At 64.2% G+C, this 15,944-nt stretch carries 14 protein-coding genes; 3 read left to right on the top strand and 11 right to left on the bottom strand.

The genetic code is table 11. The features are described from left to right. Positions 1–19 precede the first annotated feature (19 nt). The 4 genes from CK222_RS16395 to CK222_RS16380 all read right to left on the bottom strand — a co-directional run bounded on the left by CK222_RS16395 (position 20) and on the right by CK222_RS16380 (position 4,882). Positions 20–1,630 carry an ABC transporter substrate-binding protein gene (locus CK222_RS16395; protein ID WP_095801050.1) on the bottom strand — a complete coding sequence of 537 codons (1,611 nt, stop codon included), beginning with the start codon at positions 1,628–1,630 and terminating at the stop codon, positions 20–22. A gap of 63 nt (positions 1,631–1,693) precedes the next feature. Further along, complete coding sequence (locus tag CK222_RS16390; protein WP_095801049.1) at positions 1,694–2,416, bottom strand: HAD-IA family hydrolase; 723 nt, start codon at positions 2,414–2,416, stop codon at positions 1,694–1,696. A 238-nt stretch (positions 2,417–2,654) separates the two neighbouring features. After that, complete coding sequence (locus CK222_RS16385; RefSeq protein WP_095801048.1) at positions 2,655–4,028, bottom strand: aspartate aminotransferase family protein; 1,374 nt, start codon at positions 4,026–4,028, stop codon at positions 2,655–2,657. 14 nt (positions 4,029–4,042) lie between these two features. Further along, positions 4,043–4,882: a GNAT family N-acetyltransferase gene (locus CK222_RS16380; protein ID WP_095801047.1), complete on the bottom strand. Its 840-nt coding sequence runs from the start codon at positions 4,880–4,882 to the stop codon at positions 4,043–4,045. Between the two features lie 320 nt (positions 4,883–5,202). On the opposite strand from CK222_RS16380, the gene CK222_RS16375 reads away from it, so the two are divergent. Together CK222_RS16375 and CK222_RS16370 are read left to right on the top strand one after the other, a co-directional pair. Further along, on the top strand, positions 5,203–5,871 hold the full coding sequence (locus tag CK222_RS16375; RefSeq protein WP_095801046.1) for a haloacid dehalogenase type II: 669 nt from the start codon (positions 5,203–5,205) through the stop codon (positions 5,869–5,871). Positions 5,872–5,887: 16 nt separating this feature from the next. Continuing rightward, positions 5,888–7,162, top strand: a complete 1,275-nt coding sequence (locus CK222_RS16370) for an FAD-binding oxidoreductase (protein ID WP_095801045.1) — start codon at positions 5,888–5,890, stop codon at positions 7,160–7,162. A 13-nt stretch (positions 7,163–7,175) separates the two neighbouring features. Here CK222_RS16370 and CK222_RS16365 read toward each other — a convergent pair whose 3' ends face one another. The 6 genes from CK222_RS16365 to argE form a co-directional block, all read right to left on the bottom strand. Continuing rightward, a complete protein-coding gene (locus CK222_RS16365; RefSeq protein ID WP_095801044.1) occupies positions 7,176–8,633 on the bottom strand; it encodes an NAD-dependent succinate-semialdehyde dehydrogenase in 1,458 nt (485 codons plus the stop codon). Between the two features lie 18 nt (positions 8,634–8,651). Beyond that, a complete protein-coding gene (locus CK222_RS16360; protein ID WP_095801131.1) occupies positions 8,652–9,695 on the bottom strand; it encodes a tartrate dehydrogenase in 1,044 nt (347 codons plus the stop codon). Positions 9,696–9,705: 10 nt separating this feature from the next. Beyond that, the gene (locus tag CK222_RS16355) at positions 9,706–11,169 is read right to left on the bottom strand and encodes an aldehyde dehydrogenase family protein (RefSeq protein WP_095801043.1); all 1,464 of its coding nucleotides are present in this window, start codon (positions 11,167–11,169) and stop codon (positions 9,706–9,708) included. Between the two features lie 149 nt (positions 11,170–11,318). Next, the gene (locus tag CK222_RS16350) at positions 11,319–11,672 is read right to left on the bottom strand and encodes a cupin domain-containing protein (protein WP_067328000.1); all 354 of its coding nucleotides are present in this window, start codon (positions 11,670–11,672) and stop codon (positions 11,319–11,321) included. Between the two features lie 23 nt (positions 11,673–11,695). Continuing rightward, entirely contained in the window at positions 11,696–12,619 is a 924-nt protein-coding gene (locus CK222_RS16345) for a glyoxylate/hydroxypyruvate reductase A (protein ID WP_095801042.1), read from the bottom strand. A 13-nt stretch (positions 12,620–12,632) separates the two neighbouring features. Beyond that, the gene (gene argE, locus CK222_RS16340; protein ID WP_095801041.1) at positions 12,633–13,757 is read right to left on the bottom strand and encodes an acetylornithine deacetylase; all 1,125 of its coding nucleotides are present in this window, start codon (positions 13,755–13,757) and stop codon (positions 12,633–12,635) included. Between the two features lie 250 nt (positions 13,758–14,007). On the opposite strand from argE, the gene CK222_RS16335 reads away from it, so the two are divergent. Further along, positions 14,008–14,910, top strand: a complete 903-nt coding sequence (locus CK222_RS16335) for a GNAT family N-acetyltransferase (RefSeq protein WP_067327482.1) — start codon at positions 14,008–14,010, stop codon at positions 14,908–14,910. Positions 14,911–14,962: 52 nt separating this feature from the next. Here the strand turns inward: CK222_RS16335 and CK222_RS16330 are convergent, their stop codons facing one another. Continuing rightward, positions 14,963–15,856, bottom strand: a complete 894-nt coding sequence (locus CK222_RS16330; RefSeq protein WP_095801130.1) for a LysR substrate-binding domain-containing protein — start codon at positions 15,854–15,856, stop codon at positions 14,963–14,965. Positions 15,857–15,944 lie beyond the last annotated feature (88 nt).

The raw sequence follows: 15,944 nt of genomic DNA, 5'->3' as shown, positions 1-15,944 counted from the left end.
GGTCCCCTGCAGGCGCCTCTTAGGCTTCGAGCCAGAGGTATTCCGCCATTGCGTACCCCATCATGCCACCGAGCGGGTTCGCCTCCAAACCCTTCACCTTGCTGGAGAGGGCATCGACGTTGGAGATGTAGGCCGGGATGATGGTGCCTGCTTCCTCGGAGATCATGGTCTGCATCTGCCCGTAGATCTCCTTGCGCTTGGCCTGGTCGAGCAGGCCGCGCGCCTCGACGAGCAGCTTGTCGAACTTCTCGGACTTGTACTGGCTTTCGTTCCAGGGCGCGTTGGAGGCGTAAAGCAGCGAGAACAGGATGTCCGGCGTCGGGCGCGGATTGATGTTGCCGAAATGGACAGGCGCCTTGAGCCAGTAATTGTCCCAGTAGCCGTCGGATGGGACCCGCTGAACGTCGAGCTTCATGCCGATTTCCGCGCCGGCGGCCTGGATGATGACCGCCATGTCGATCGACGAGGTCGCGGCGTCCGAGGCGACCACCGGAATGGACTGGCCGAGCAGGCCCGCCTTCTTGAAGTGGAACTTCGCCTTGTCCGGATCGAAAGCCTTCGGCTTGAGGTCCGCATTGTGGAAGATGTTCGCCGGCGAGACGGGCTGGTCGTTGCCGATTTCGCCGAGGCCGCGCAATGCCGATTTCACGATCTGCTCGCGGTTGACGAGGTATTTCATGCCGGTCACGAAATCGGCCGTGCTGCCCGGATCCATGTCGAGCCGGATGTTGAGGTCCGTATAGTTCCCCGAGGTCGTCTTCGACAGTTCGAAACCCTGCTGGCTCTGCAGCAGCTTCATTGCGCGCGGATTGATCGCGGCAGCAAAATTGATATCGCCGGAAAGCAGGGCGTTGACCCGGGCGCTGTCGTCGCTGATGGCGATGAATTCGAAGGAGTCGAGATAGGGCTTGCCCGACTTCCAGTAGTTCTTGTTCTTGGTGACGACCGAACGGACGCCCGGTTCGAACGTCTGCAGCACGAAGGCGCCTGTGCCGTTGCCCTTGGAGAAGTCGGTGGTGCCGTCGGCCACGATCATGAAGTGGTGCAGCGCCAGGATGGTCGGAAGGTCGGCATTCGGATCGGCGAGGGTGATTTCGACCGTCGATTTGTCGACCGCCTTGAAGCCGGTCATCTGTGCGGCGATCTTGGCGACCTTGGAGCCGACCGACTTGTCGAGATGGCGCTTGAGCGAAAAGACGACGTCGTCAGCCGTCAGGTCCTTGCCGTCGTGGAAGGTGACGCCCTTGCGCAGCTTCACCGTCCAGGTCTTTGCGTCCTTGCTGTCGATGCTTTCGGCCAGTTCCATCTGCGTCTTGCCATCCTTGTCGAGGAAGGTCAGACGGTTATAGAGCGAGCAGCAGCGGACATAGTCCGTGGAGAGCGATGCCTTTGCCGGATCGAGCGTGTCGGCCGTCGATGACGACCAGCCGGCCGCCTTGAAATTTCCGCCGGAGACCGGCGTGGCGGCGACGGCCTGCGTGGCACGGCCAAGCACAACGCCGCCCGCGGCAACCGCGGCGCCGCCCGCCAGCAGCATTTTGAGGAGTTCGCGGCGGCTCGCGCCTCGCCGGATGGCGTTTTCGACCATCGCATCGTCTGCTCCGGTCCAGTTGGTGATCTTGTCGGTCATGTCATTCCCCTTTCGTTGGTTGGTCAGGACGCGCGTCTTGCTGCGGCTTTTCCAGGCTTGGGTTCAGGTTCGTTCTTTCATGCTCTCCCGCACGGCCGCCGCAAACGCGGCCATCGAGGTGAAGTGGTAGTCCGGCACGGTGAAGCGCTCGGGCTCGATCGTGCCGCCATAGCCCTTCTGGGCATGACGGCGCTCGATCCAGCAGTTGGTCATGCCGAGCGCCCGGGATATGCCGATGTCGTGATGCTGGCTTTGTGCGACGTGCAGGATGTCGTCCTTGCTGTCGCCGCGCGACGCCACGAAATCGAAGACCTTCTGGAAAAAGGCGGGATCCGGTTTTTCCGTGCCGGTATCGTCGGCGGTGAAGGTGGCAAAAAAGGGCGATCCGAGCTGCTTCTCGAAATGGTCGAGAGCCCAGCGCCGGGCATTGGTCATGGCAATCAGCTTATGAGACGTCGCAAGGTCGGCCAGCGCCGCCCTGCTGTCGGAGAAGCCCTGCCAGACGCTGGCCGAATCCCGCAGGCGGGCGCCGTATTTCTCCTCGGCCGGCAGGCCGAGCCGCGGTGCGATGACCGTGTACACACGTACGAGATCGTCGGGGAACAGATTGGCATCGGGCATGTAGCGGGCCTGCCGGTAAAGGGCCAGCGCTTCTTCGCCGTCGATTGAGACACCGGCCTCCGCAGCGATCTCGGCCAGGCAGGTCGTTATGCCGCCTTCGAAGTCGATCAGCGTGCCGACCACATCGAAGGTCATGTATTTGAATTCGCTAAAGCCCCTGGCCAAGACTGGCTCTCCTCTGCGCGCGGCCGAATTACTGATGCTGAACAGAACAAAATTCCGTGCTGTCCGGGGCGTCGGCCTTTTTCAAAAGCCCGGAAATCCGGGCTTTCTGGCCTTGTCTTAAAAAGCAGTCTGGCACTTCCCCCGCGCTGGATTCGCCGAAAAGGCGCGAGGTAGCGGCACAAAATTGCGAAATCGTCTGCCGCGGCGATATTTCGAGATGCGAAAAATGCGTCGCCCTTCATGCAAGCGCCCGGCGGACATCGGCGTCGTCCAGCGTCTGGTCCAGCGTCCGGCGCGTGCGCTCGATGATCGCATCGATGTCGCCGTCGGTGCAGCAGAGCGGTGGGGCGTAGCCGAGAACCCCATGCGCGAAGGCGCGGATGATCAGGCCATTGTCCCACGCCCTGTCGAAGACGCGCCGCGCCGGCATGGCCGAGGCCGGAAGCGGCGTTTTCTTCTTTTTGTCGACCACCAGCTCGATGGCGGCAAGCATGCCGCGACCCCGCACATCGCCGACCAATGGATGGTCGCTCAAGGCAGATAAGCCCGCCATCAAGCGCGCGCCGGCCCTGGCGCCGTTCTCCAGAAGGCCTTCCTCATAGAGCTTCAGCACCTCGAGCGCGACGGCGGCGCTGACCGGATGGGCGGAATAGGTGTAGCCGTGGCCGACCGCCGAGGCGCCTGCGCCATCGGCGATGACGTTATAGACATGATCGGCCATGAAGACAGCGCCCATTGGCACATAGCCCGAGGTCAGGCCCTTCGCGGTGGTCATGAAGTCGGGAACGATATCCTCCTCCGTGCAGGCAAACAGGGGGCCGGTGCGGCCGAAACCGGTGATCACCTCGTCGGCGATGAACAGGATGCCGTATTCACGGCAGAGTTCGCGCATCGCCTTGATCCAGCCTTTCGGCGGGACGATAACGCCACCCGAGCCCTGGATCGGCTCGGCGTAGAAGGCGGCGACCCGCTCCGGCCCGATCTCCTCGATCTTCGCCTTCAGCGCGGCGAGCGATGCGGCGATGATCGCGTTCGGGTCATCGCCAACCGGATTGCGATAGGGATAGGGCGAGGGGATCTTGTGCTGCCATTCGAACGGAATGCCGAAACCGGCATGAAAGGCGGGCAGGGCGGTCAGGCCCGCGCCGACCACCGACGATCCGTGATAACCCTGCTCAATGGAAATGAACTGGTCGCGTTCAGGCTCGCCTCTGGCATTCCAGTAGTAGCGGACGAACCGGATCGTGCTGTCGACCGCGTCCGATCCCCCGAGCGTGAAATAGACGTGATTGAGATCCCCCGGCGCCCGGTCGGCCAGCTCCGAGGCGAGCCGGATGGCGGGCTCCGAGCCGAGATCGAAATAGGCGGTGGCGTAGGGCAACTCGCGCATCTGCCGGGCCGCTGCTTCGACGATGCTGTCGTGACCATAGCCGGCATTGACGCACCACAGTCCGGCGAAGCCGTCGAGAAGTTGCCGGCCGGACGCATCGGTCACGGTAGCGCCCTTCGCCGATTTCAGCACCCGCACGCCGAGCGCCTCATGGCCGCGATATGAGGCGACCGGATGGATGAGATGGGCGCGGTCGAGTTCGATCAGGGAATTGGCGAGCATTGTTGTCCTCCGGGCTATCCGAGCGCCTGGTTGGCGAGGGCGTAAACTTTTGGCCTGGCCTGTTCGGCCCCATTCTTGGCCGGACGGTCCATAGCGACGCCGCCGCCGACATGAGCGAGGCCGATTTCTCCGAGCCAGCCGGCGATGCCGGTCCTGCTTTCGGTATCCACGCGCAGGAAAGCGCCAGGGCGAGACGCGGCGAAAAAGCTGATCAGGGCCTTGGCGTCGTCTGCATTTCCGGCGATGACGGGGCCGATCACCTCGCCGCGTCCGAACGGGCGGATTGCGGCATAGGCCGCGATGACGCCACTGCGGCGGATGACGGCGAATTCACCCCGCTCGGCCAGCGCATCGATCAAAGCTTCACGGTCGGCGCCGTAGGCGTCACGGTCCAGGGCCTTGATTTCCGGCAGATGGTGCGCGCCCGCGGCTTCCACACCGTCGGAAGCCTCAAGCGCTGCCACCTGGCCCTGATGCTGAAGAATCGTGCCCGAGGGCACGAAGCCAAGCTTCTCATAAAGAGGCATGCCGTCGGTCGTGGCGACGAGCCGCAGCGGACGGTCGCCGGCAAGGGCGAAGGCCTGTTCCATGAGCCGGCGCCCGAGCCCTTTGCCTCGCGCGTTCCTGTCGACGATCACCATGTTGATCATGGCGCAATCGGCGCCGTAAGGCGTTACCAGGATTGTCCCGGCGACCCGGCCCTGGTCGTCGAGCGCAACCGCGCCGCTCGAAAGCTGCAGCGCCATCTGCCAATCCTGCGGGCGATGCGGCCAATTCTCCTGCCGAGATAGCGCGACTGCACCCTCGATATGATCCGGCCCGAAGTCCTGGAGTTCGATCTCGCCTTGCTGCATGACGCACCTTTCAGTCTGACCCCAAGTCTCGATCATCGGTGCGCCGCAGATCGTCTGAAGGTCTCGACTTCGGCGGTATCATTCGCCGTTGCTGAGGGCGTGCGCCGCATCTTGTGCTGGCCCCTATGGAACTGGATGCGTTTAGCGCCTCGACCGGCGGCATCCTTCGACGCTCAAGATGCTACAGCGTGCCAAACGGAACCGCGGATACGGAACTTTCTGCTTTCGGCAGGCGCTTTTCGGTCAGGTAGGTCGCTTCCTGCCGGCCTATGATGAAAGACGTCCCAACGCGGATGTGCTTCCACCGGAGATCGACGGATATGGCTTCTTTCAGGCCCAAATACATCACCTTCGACTGCTACGGCACGTTGACCAATTTCCAGATGGCGGAGGCGGCGCGTGACCTCTATGGCAGCCGACTCGACGAGCCGCGCATGCAGGCGTTCATCAAGAACTTCGCGGCTTACCGGCTCGACGAGATCCTGGGCGACTGGAAGCCCTATGCCGACGTCGTCCACAACGCGCTCGAGCGCGCCTGCAAGCGCAACGGCGTTGCCTTCAGCCCGGACGACGCCACGATGGTCTATGAGCGTGTCCCGACCTGGGGACCCCACGCGGACGTTCCAGCTGGCCTGGCGAAGGTTGCCAAGGAAATTCCGCTGGTCATCCTCTCCAACGCCATGAACGCGCAGATCATGTCCAATGTCGAGAAGCTCGGCGCGCCATTCCATGCCGTTTGCACGGCCGAACAGGCGCAGGCCTACAAGCCACGCTTCAAGGCTTTCGAATATATGTTCGATAGGCTGGGCTGTGGCCCGGAGGATGTTCTTCACTGCTCGTCCTCGTTCCGCTACGACCTGATGTCGGCGCATGACCTCGGGATCAAGAACAAGGTCTGGGTCAATCGCGGCCACGAGCCGGCCAACCCCTATTACGGCTATGTCGAGATCGCCGACATTTCCGGTCTTCCGGGCGTGGTCGGGCTTTGAAACTGACGGATTGCAAATGAAGCTGGTCTCCTACTGGCACGACACCGCTCCAGTTTTTTCCGGCGGGGCGCACGGCCCGGTCGAGGGACACTACGACGCCGCCATCATCGGCGGCGGCTTCACCGGCCTCGCCGCCGCCCGCCAACTGGCGAAGGCCGGCGCCAAGGTGGCGGTGCTGGAGGCGGAGCGGGTCGGCTGGGGCGCGTCCGGACGCAATGGCGGGCATCTGAACAACGGCCTCGCCCACAGCTACCTTTCGGCCAAGGCGGAACTCGGCAAGGAGCGCGCGATCGCGCTCTACCGGGCGCTGGACGATTCCGTCGACACGATCGAGGCGCTGGTCGCCGAGGAGGGCATCGACTGCAACTTCCGCCGCGCCGGCAAGCTGAAGCTCGCCTCCAAGCCGCAGCATTTCGAAGCGATCGCCCGTAACTTCGAGGCCGTCCATGCCGAGGTGGATCCGGATACGGCGCTGCTGTCGCCGAACGATCTCAAATCCGAGATCGGCTCGCCCTTCCATGGCGCGATGCTGTCGAAGAAGAGCGCCATGATGCATATGGGCCGCTACGTGGCCGGGCTGGCGACGGCCGCGGTTCGCCATGGCGCCGTCATCCACGAGAATGCGGCGGTGACGGATCATAGGCAGTCGGGCACGCGGCATCAGCTGACCACCTCCCGCGGCCGCATCAGCGCCGACAATGTGCTGGTGGCGACCGGCGCCTACACCACGCCGAATTTCGGCTATTTTCGCCGCAGGATCATTTCCGTCGGCAGCTTCATCATCGCCACGCGACCGCTGAGCGACGCCGAGATCGCCGCGACCATGCCCGGCAACCGGACATGCGTGACCTCGATGAACATCGGCAACTACTTCCGGCTTGCGCCGGACAAGCGCCTGATCTTCGGCGGGCGCGCACGCTTTTCGGCGACATCGGACCAGCGCTGCGATGCCAAGAGCGGAGAGATTCTGCGGGCAAGCCTCGCGGCGATCTTCCCGCAGCTCGCCAGGGTGGAGATCGACTATTGCTGGGGCGGGCTGGTCGACATGACCAAGGACCGCTTCCCGCGGGCCGGCTACCATGACGGGGTCTGGTACGCGATGGGCTATTCCGGCCACGGCGCCCAGCTTTCCACCCATCTCGGCATGATCATGGCCGATGCCATGCTTGGTCGCGCGGACCGCAATCCGATGAAGGGGCTCGAGTGGCCTGCCATTCCCGGCTATTCCGGCAAGCCCTGGTTCCTGCCGATGGTCGGTCTCTACTACAAGGCGCTCGACCGGATCCAGTGATCGGGGCTGGGGTTTAACCCAGCCCGCCCATGTGGAAGCTCTTCAGTTCCAGATATTCCTCGATGCCGGCCTGCGCGCCCTCGCGCCCGAGGCCGGACTGCTTGACGCCGCCGAAGGGGGCTATCTCCATCGAAACCGAGCCGGTGTTCAGACCCACCATGCCGAACTCCAGCGCCTCGCCGACGCGCCAGGCGCGCTTCAGGTTCTCGGTGTAAAAGTAGGAGGCAAGCCCGTAAGGTGTGCCGTTGGCAAGCGCGACCGCTTCCTCTTCCGTCTCGAAACGGAAAAGCGGTGCGACCGGACCGAAAGTCTCCTCGCTGGCGAGTTCCATTTCGTTTGTCGCACCGGCCAGCACCAGCGGGGCGACATATTGAGGACCCTCCGGCAGCACCGGCTTCTCGGTGACGATCGTCGCGCCTTTAGCAAGCGCGTCCTCGACGTGCCGATTGATTTTCTCGACCGCCGCCATGTTGATCATTGGGCCGATGGCGACACCGGGCTGCGTGCCCGGTCCCACCGTCAACGCATTGACGCGGCCGCTGAGCTTGGCGGAGAAGGCGTCATAGACTCCGGCCTGGACGAGAATGCGGTTGGCGCACACGCAGGTCTGGCCGCCATTGCGGAACTTCGACGCCAGCGCCCCCTCGACGGCGAGGTCGAGGTCGGCGTCGTCGAAGACGATGAAGGGCGCGTTGCCGCCGAGCTCGAGGCTGAGCCTTTTCACGCTGTCGGCCGCTCCGCGCATCAGCAGCGAGCCGACCCTGGTCGAACCGGTGAAGGAGATCTTGCGCACGGTCTCATTCGCCATGATCTCGTTGCCGATCTCGGCCGGCATGCCGGTGACGATGTTGATGACGCCGGCGGGAATACCCGCGCGTTCGGCGAGCACGCCGAGCGCCAACGCCGAATAGGGCGTGAACTCGGAGGGCTTGATCACCACCGTGCAGCCGGCGGCCAGCGCCGGCGCAACCTTGCGGGTGATCATCGCATTGGGAAAGTTCCAAGGCGTGATGATGCCGCACACGCCGACGGGTTCCTTCAGGACGATGATGCGGCGGTCTGATGTAGGCGAGGGGATGGTGTGGCCATTGATCCGGCGCGCCTCCTCGGCGAACCATTTGACGAAGGACGCTCCGTAGTGGATCTCGCCTTTGGCCTCGTCCAGCGGCTTGCCCTGTTCCGTGGTCAGGATCAGTGCGAGATCGTCCAGATGCTTAAGCATCAGACCATGCCAGGCCTCCAGCAGGGCGGCGCGTTCGGCGTGGGTCTTCTTTTTCCAATCCCGATAGGCGGAAGCCGCGGCCTCTATGGCCGCGCGGGCCTCCGGGCCGGCCATGTCGGGCACTGTGCCGATCGATATCTGTGTTGCCGGATCGATCACATCGACCGTTCTGCCGGAACCTGCCGCGACCCATCTGCCGCCGATCAGACCGGCCTCGCGGAAGAGAGTTTTGTCTTTCAGGCTTTTCATCGAAAACGACCTCGCAAATCAGGTGAGCGCCGCGACAACGGCGGATGTGATGGCGTCCGTACGATCTTTGCCGGCCGTGGTTCCCACCCCTCGCGCCGTTGTCGCTTCGATCGCGTTCATGACGCGGCCGGCTGCGTCCTTTTCGCCCAGATGTTCAAGCATCATTGCGCCCGACCATATGGCGGCGATCGGGTTGGCGATGCCGAGGTGGGCGATGTCGGGCGCGGAGCCGTGCACCGGCTCGAACATGGACGGCGCCGAGCGGTCGGGGTTGATGTTGGCGGAAGCTGCGTAGCCGAGCCCGCCCTGGATCGCCGCGCCGATATCCGTCAGTATGTCGCCGAAGAGATTGGAAGCGACGACCACGTCGAGGCTCTGCGGATCCATGATCATGCGCGCAGCGAGTGCGTCGACATGATAGCTGGTCACGTCGACGTCCGGATAGTCGGCGGCCAGCTTGCGCGTGATCTCGTCCCAGAACACCATCGAATATTTCTGCGCGTTGGACTTGGTGACGGAAGCCAGCCTGCCGCGCCGCGCCCGTGCCTGCTCGAAGCCGAAGCGCAGGATGCGCTCGACCCCGGCCCGGGTGAAGATCGAGGTTTCCACCGCGACCTCGTCCAGCGTGCCTTGATGCACACGTCCGCCGGCGCCGGAATATTCGCCTTCGGTGTTTTCGCGGATGCACAGAATATCGAAGCTCTCGGCTCGCAGCGGCCCCCTCACACCCGGCAGCAGCCGGTGCGGCCGGATGTTGGCGTATTGCACGAATGCCTTGCGGATCGGCAGCAAAAGTCCATGGAGCGAGACGGAATCCGGCACCTCCGTCGGCCATCCGACGGCCCCGAGCAGGATTGCGTCGAAGCGGCGCAAGGTCTCGATGCCGTCCTCGGGCATCATGCGGCCGGTTTCCTTGAAGAAACGACAGGACCATGGCAACTCGGTTCCGGTCAGGGCAAAGCCGGAGTGCTTGGCCACGGTTTCCAGCACCGTCCAGGCGGAGGCGGTCACATCGCGACCGATGCCATCACCGGGGATCAGGGCGATCGAGTAGGTCTTCATCGGCATCTCTTCACAGGCTGATCAGGACGCTCTTGGTCCTGCGGTTGGCGAGATAGGCCTCGCGGCCAAGGTCCTTGCCGATGCCGGAGCGCTTGTAGCCACCGGTCGGCAGGATGTGGTCGCGCGAGCGGCTGTAGCGGTTGACCCACACCGTGCCCGCTTCCAGCTTGCGCGCGAGACGGATTGTGCGAGACAGATCGGCGGTGAACAGGCCGGAAGCCAGTCCGTAGGTCGGATGGCTGGACAGCGCCAGCGCCTCGTCTTCGGCCTCGAAGGTCTGGACCGTCAGGACCGGGCCGAAGATTTCCTCGACGATCGCCGGATTGACCTGGTCGACATTGGCGATCAGCGTCGGTTCGTAGAAATAGCCGGGGCTGTCCATAAAGGTGCCGCCGGTCAGGCATTCGCCGCCGCCCTCGACCGCGGCCCGCACGATGGCGTCGACACGTCCCCGCTGCCGTTCCGATATGATCGGCGAATACCGCGTCGTCTCGTCCCAGGTCGGGCCGGGCTTCACCGCCTTCATCTTTTCCAGAATCGAGGCCGTCAGCTTGCCGGCCACACTCTTCTCGACGATCAGGCGCGTGCCGGCCACGCAGGCCTGGCCGGCATTGAAGGTGACGCTGCCGGCGATTGCGGCCGCCGCCTTGTCGAGATCGGCATCGGCAAAGACGAGCTGCGGGCTCTTGCCGCCGAGCTCCAGCGTCATCGGCTTGACGCCGGTGCGGGCGACGTTCTCCATGATCGCTGAGCCGGCGCGGGTCGAACCGGTGAAGCTGACCTTGGCGATCTCGGGATGGCCGGTCAACGCCGTGCCGGTCGTGGGACCGTCGCCGAGCACCACGTTGATAAGTCCTGCCGGCAGGCCGGCTCTGACGGCGAGCTGCGCCAAATGAACGGTCGAGAACGGCGTCATTTCGGACGGCTTCAGCACGACTGCATTGCCCGCGGCCAGCGCCGGGCCGAGTTTCCAGCCGGCCATCGAGATCGGAAAATTCCAGGGCGTGATCGCTGCCACGACGCCATAGGGTTCGCTCATGATCATGCCGAAACTGGCGTCGTCGGTCGGCGCGAGTTCGCTGCCTTCCTTATCGGCGAACTCGGCAAAGAAGCGGATCTGCTCGGCGGTCACGGCGATGTCGCCGGCGGCGAGCTGGCCGACGGGCCGGGTCGAGGACAGTGCCTCGATCCTGGCGAGCGTTTCGGCTTCCGCTTCCATCAAATCGGCCCAGGCGTGGAGCGCCCTGGTGCGCTCGCGCGGCCGGACGCCGCCCCAGTTGCTGGCTTTCAGCGCCGCCTTGGCACTTTCCACCGCCCGGTCCACCAAGTCCGCACCGGCCACGGGGCAAGCGGCATAGGACTTGCCATCGGACGGACGGCGCATTTCGATCGCACCCCCGGCCGAAATCAGCTCTCCATCGATGAAGTGGCCGACGGGAAGCGAGATTGTATCGGGATCGAAGCTCAGGCTCATGGGCAACCACTCGGCAGCATCGGCCTCAGCCTAGCCCGTGCCGACACGCAGCATGCGCTGTTCGGCGATCCGCCGCCGACGAATGTTGCGTGCTGGGGACAAGAGACGGCAAAATCTTCCGCGGCGGTCAGGGCCTGCGCGGGCGCTCGCTAGCCCACTGTGACGTAGATCTTGCGCACGGTCTCGATGGTCTTCCAAACACCCGTGAAGCCCGGCTTCATGACGAAGCTGTCGCCGGCCCGGTAGGTCACCGTTTCGCCGGCGTCGGGCGTGATTTCGACCACGCCGGCGAGGATATGGCAGAACTCGAAGGTTTCCCCCTTGATCGAGCGCGTTTCGCCGGGCGTGGCCTCCCAGACGCCGGTATGGACAAGGTCGTCCTTGGCCACGTCCTGCGCCCAGGTTTTGAAGGCGGGATTGCCGGCAATGAGCCGCTCCGGCAGCGCGGTCGATTCGCGGGGCGAAAAGCTCGGGTTGATATCGATGGACTTGAGCAGGGACAAAGGATGGCCTTTCCAGTTGAGTTTCAATAACCGCGCGACCGGTCGACGAGCCCGATGGGATCGAGCCCGGCGCGGTGGGGCTTGATGTTGTCGATGACGGCCTGGGCGGCGGTCGCGGGTTGGGTCACGCTGGCTATGTGCGGAGTGAGGATGATCTTCGGATGCGACCAGAACGGATGTCCCGCGGGCAGCGGTTCGGGATCGGTCACGTCGATCATCGCCGACGACAAATGGCCGCTATCGAGCGCGGCGACAAGCGCTTCGTGATCGAGCTGCGGGCCTCGACCCGTATGAACGAGAGCCGCCCCGTCAGGCAGTTTCGCGAACAGGCCGGCGTTCAGAAATCCGCGCGTCTCCTCGGTCAGTGGCAGCAGGCAGATCAGTATGTCACTGGCCGCCAGCATCTGCTCCAGCCCAAGCTCGCCATGATAACAGGTCACCCCTTCGAGCCGCCGCGGGGAGCGGCTCCATCCGGAGAGCTGGAAGCCGAAAGGTTTCAGCCGGTCGAGGACGGCTTGGCCAAGCTGTCCGAGGCCGAGCACGCCGATCCGGCGCGACGCGGCTTGAGGCTGAGGGATGTCGCGCCATTCTCCGGCGCGCTGCTGCGCCAGATAGGCCGGCAAGTTGCGGTGGAGCGCAAGCACGGCGAGCGTCACATACTCCTGCATCATGCGCACGATGCCCTCCTCGACCATGCGCACGATCTTCACCGGCGCGGGCACCGCGTCGAAGCGGAACTGATCGACGCCGGCGCCGATGGAGAACAGGATTTCGAGGTTGGTGTAGCGGTCGAGGTTCTCCGGCACCGTCCAGGTGATCAGGTAGCGCACTGCGTCGGGATCGACCGTAGCGGCATCGATCGTGAAGGGGAGGTCCGGCAACTCCTTAGCGAAGGCCTCGGCGAAGATCGCGCCACGCCGCGCGTCGGAATTGAAGAGGAATGTCATTCCGGCTGCTCCTTCAGGCCGCGCATCGCGCGCCCAGCGCCTCGATCATCTGCTGGCAGGCGGCGAGCTCGCTGGCGAGAATATATTCGTCCGGCTTGTGGGCGCGCCCGATATCGCCGGGGCCGCAGATGATCGCATCGAGCCCGGAGCCTTGGTAAAGCCCGGCCTCCGTCCCGTAGCTGACGGCGGCTAAAGGCGCTTCGCCGGTCAATTCGCGCAGCAGTCCCGCCAGAGCCGAGTCTTGCGGCAGCGACAGCGCCGGATAGGCGCTAATCGGCTTCCATTCAACAACATAGCCTTGAGCGGCAAGAGCTTCAGCCCGCGCCTTGACCGGGGTGAGCAAGCCAGCCGGTTCGATGCCCGGTATTGCGCGCGCCTCCAGGTCGAGCGTGCAGCTGTCGGGGATGATGTTGACCGACTGGCCGCCTGCGATCACACCGGCCTGCAGCGAGGAATAGGCCGGCTCGAAGGTTGGGTCGGACGGGCCATGCATCAGCCGCTCCGCTTCACTCACGGCGGCGCTCAGCACATCGGACATGCCATGGATGGCGTTAAGCCCAAGATCCGGTCGCGAGGAGTGGCCGGAGCGGCCGCTGATGATTACGCGGGCGGCCGCCTTGCCCTTGTGGCCGCGCACGGCGCGCATGCCGCTCGGCTCGCCGACGATGACGCCGAGCGGCTTGGCGCAAAGCTCGGGCAGCCCGGCGATCAAATGCGGCACGCCCCGGCACCCGATCTCCTCGTCATAGGAGAAGGCGAGGTGGATCGGTCTGGCGAGGCGCAGCCGCACAAGCGCAGGCACGGCGGCGAGCGCGGCGGCGAGAAACCCCTTCATGTCGGTGGTGCCGCGTCCGTAGAGCCGTTCGCTCTCCCGGCGCAGCGAAAAAGGGGCCGAACTCCATTGCGGCTCGCCGGCGGGGACGACGTCCATATGGCCGGATAGGATGTAGCCCGGAACCTCGGCCGGGCCGATGGTGGCGAAAAGATTGAAACGGTCGCCCTCTGGCCCTGGGAGCAGGCTGACCTTCGCGCCTTGTTCGGTGAGATGAGCCTCGATCCAGCCGGCAATGTCGCCGTTCGGCTTGCCGGCGACCGACGGAAAGGCGACGAGACGGTCGAGGATGTCGAAGACGTCCATTCCAGCCCTCAAGGCGTTAGGGTTCGCCGGCATCGATGCCGCATGCTGGCGAATTTCCGCAGAGGATGGGTGCGTTCCCACGCGATTGCATGCCGAAAGCGGAAGTGTTTCAGTTGAATCTTGCGTTGGTGCACGGCTTTCGAGCAAATCCTGTGGGGTTTGCTTGTCTAGCGTTGGCGGGCACGGGGCAGCGGTCTGCTCGCCCGTTGATTTTTGAGGGTTCTTTATTTTTGAGGGTTCTTTCAGGGCCATGGAAGTGAAGCCGTCCGAGAGCTTGAAAATCGATGCCTTCTCCATGCGTATCGGCGACGTCCAAGATGTCGACCTGGAGAGGTTGCACGCGCTCTCCCTGTCGGTGGGATGGCCGCATCGCGCCGAGGATTGGCAATTCCTGCGTGAATCGGGCCAAGGCTTCGTGGCGCTCGATGAGATCGGCCGGGCTCTCGGTTCGGCCATGTGGTTCCCGCACGGCGCCAATTTCGCCACCTTGGGGATGGTCATCACCTCGCCGCGGCTTCAGACGCAGGGGGCGGCGCAATGGCTGATGAAGCGGATCTTCGACAGGATCCCCGGGCGCGATCTGCGCCTCAATGCAACCCGTGCTGCGCGGCGGCTTTATCTCTCCCTCGATTTCCAGCCGGAGAAGACCGTCTATCAATGCCAGGGCATCGCCCGCGTGCCGACAGCGGGCCGGCCGACGGAGGCGCACGGTAGCGTCCGGACGTTGGACGCGGGCGATGTTGCGGCAGCGATCGCGCTGGACGCGGCGGGATTTGGCGTGAGGCGCACAGCGCTCGTTGAAAAGCTCTTCGGGCAATCGGCCGGCTATGGGCTTTTCGACGGGAACAAGCTGACCGCTTTTGCCCTCTGCCGACCGTTCGGACGGGGCCATGTCATAGGGCCGGTGGTGGCGGGAAGCGACCCCGACGCCCTGGCGGTCGTCAGGCCGCACGTGGCCGACCATTCGGGATATTTCCTCAGGATCGACACGCACATGGACAATGGCGAGTTCGCCGCCTTCCTGTCGCACAGCGGAATGCCGGTCTTCGACACGGTGCTGACCATGTCGAAGGGCAAATGCCTCGCCGATTTTTCCGACGGCGGCTCGGCTAGGCCGAAGACCTATGCCTTAGCAAGTCAGACCCTCGGGTAGTTGTTTTCGGATTGCTTCCTTCCCCCGGACGGATGGTTGCCGAGCCGTCAGCCTAAACGGCTTCTACATGGGCGTTGGCTCGTTCCATGATCCACCCTCTGACGGTCCTCACCACGCTGCCTTTCGAGAGCTGGCTCTCCGAAAGATAATAGGTCCATGGACTGGCGGCTCGCACGGGGAAAGGCTCCACCAGAAGCCCGCGGCTGATATAGGTTCTCGCCAGCGAATATTGCGTGGCGACGCAGCCCGCGCCCATTGCCGCCAGTTCCAGCGCAATGTTCGAGGCGTTCGTGGTGATGCCTTTCTCATAATCCGAAATGTCGATCTGCAGCGCGTCGCCCATGCATTGCCAATATTCTTGGCGGCCATGCACGAAGATCCAGTCGACGTTGAGGATATCGCGCGGCGAGCGCAGCCCTTTCGGGCCGGACAGCAGGCCGGGTGCGCAGAGGATGGCGAGCTGGTCGTTCCACAGCGGAACGCCACTCGGCGGGCGGTCGTCGAAGCGGCGGGTCGAGATGGTGATGTCGGCGATCTGCTCGCTGAGGTCTTCCCAGATCGTGCCGTGCAGAACGACCTCGATCTCCGGATGGATTTGCCGGAACGCCGCCATGCAGCCGGCCAGCCAGTTTTCGGCCAGGCTCATTGGGCAGGAGATGACGACCGTCCTGTTGCGCGAGGAGGCGACGATCGCCTCCGTGGCGTGATCGATCTGGTCGAGCGCCTGCCGCAGCGTAGGCAGGAAGGCCTCGCCCATTTCGGTCAGCTTCAGGCTGCGCGGATAGCGCACGAAGAGCTGCCGGCCAAGATAGTGTTCCAGCCCCCGCACATGATTGCTGACCGCCGCCTGGGTGTAGCCGAGCTCGCTGGCAGCGAGGGTGAAGCTGAGATGCCGCGCCGAACACTCGAACGAGCGGATATAGTTCAGTGGGGGTGGCGGCTTCATGCGATCGCTCCTTGGCGAAGCGAAAACTAGACCGGCTTCGTTGGCCTCCGCAATCGCCTTGACCCCGATTTTTTTGTGCGATGGCGCC

It is taken from the genome of Mesorhizobium sp. WSM3866 (assembly GCF_002294795.1).
GTDB lineage: Bacteria > Pseudomonadota > Alphaproteobacteria > Rhizobiales > Rhizobiaceae > Mesorhizobium.
Note: the sequence above shows the minus strand (reverse complement) of the source record. Positions and strands in the feature narration are given on the sequence as shown.

Bases quoted from the DNA above. Each gene is read 5' to 3' on its own strand.
- CK222_RS16345 (WP_095801042.1), bottom strand. From the start codon at position 12,619: ATGACATTCCTCTTCAATTCCGACGCGCGGCGTGGCGCGATCTTCGCC.
- CK222_RS16385 (WP_095801048.1), bottom strand. From the start codon at position 4,028: ATGCTCGCCAATTCCCTGATCGAACTCGACCGCGCCCATCTCATCCAT.
- CK222_RS16355 (WP_095801043.1), bottom strand. From the start codon at position 11,169: ATGAGCCTGAGCTTCGATCCCGATACAATCTCGCTTCCCGTCGGCCAC.
- CK222_RS16395 (WP_095801050.1), bottom strand. From the start codon at position 1,630: ATGACCGACAAGATCACCAACTGGACCGGAGCAGACGATGCGATGGTC.
- CK222_RS16370 (WP_095801045.1), top strand. From the start codon at position 5,888: ATGAAGCTGGTCTCCTACTGGCACGACACCGCTCCAGTTTTTTCCGGC.
- CK222_RS16335 (WP_067327482.1), top strand. From the start codon at position 14,008: ATGGAAGTGAAGCCGTCCGAGAGCTTGAAAATCGATGCCTTCTCCATG.
- argE (WP_095801041.1), bottom strand. From the start codon at position 13,757: ATGGACGTCTTCGACATCCTCGACCGTCTCGTCGCCTTTCCGTCGGTC.
- CK222_RS16365 (WP_095801044.1), bottom strand. From the start codon at position 8,633: ATGAAAAGCCTGAAAGACAAAACTCTCTTCCGCGAGGCCGGTCTGATC.
- CK222_RS16375 (WP_095801046.1), top strand. From the start codon at position 5,203: ATGGCTTCTTTCAGGCCCAAATACATCACCTTCGACTGCTACGGCACG.
- CK222_RS16330 (WP_095801130.1), bottom strand. From the start codon at position 15,856: ATGAAGCCGCCACCCCCACTGAACTATATCCGCTCGTTCGAGTGTTCG.
- CK222_RS16380 (WP_095801047.1), bottom strand. From the start codon at position 4,882: ATGCAGCAAGGCGAGATCGAACTCCAGGACTTCGGGCCGGATCATATC.
- CK222_RS16360 (WP_095801131.1), bottom strand. From the start codon at position 9,695: ATGAAGACCTACTCGATCGCCCTGATCCCCGGTGATGGCATCGGTCGC.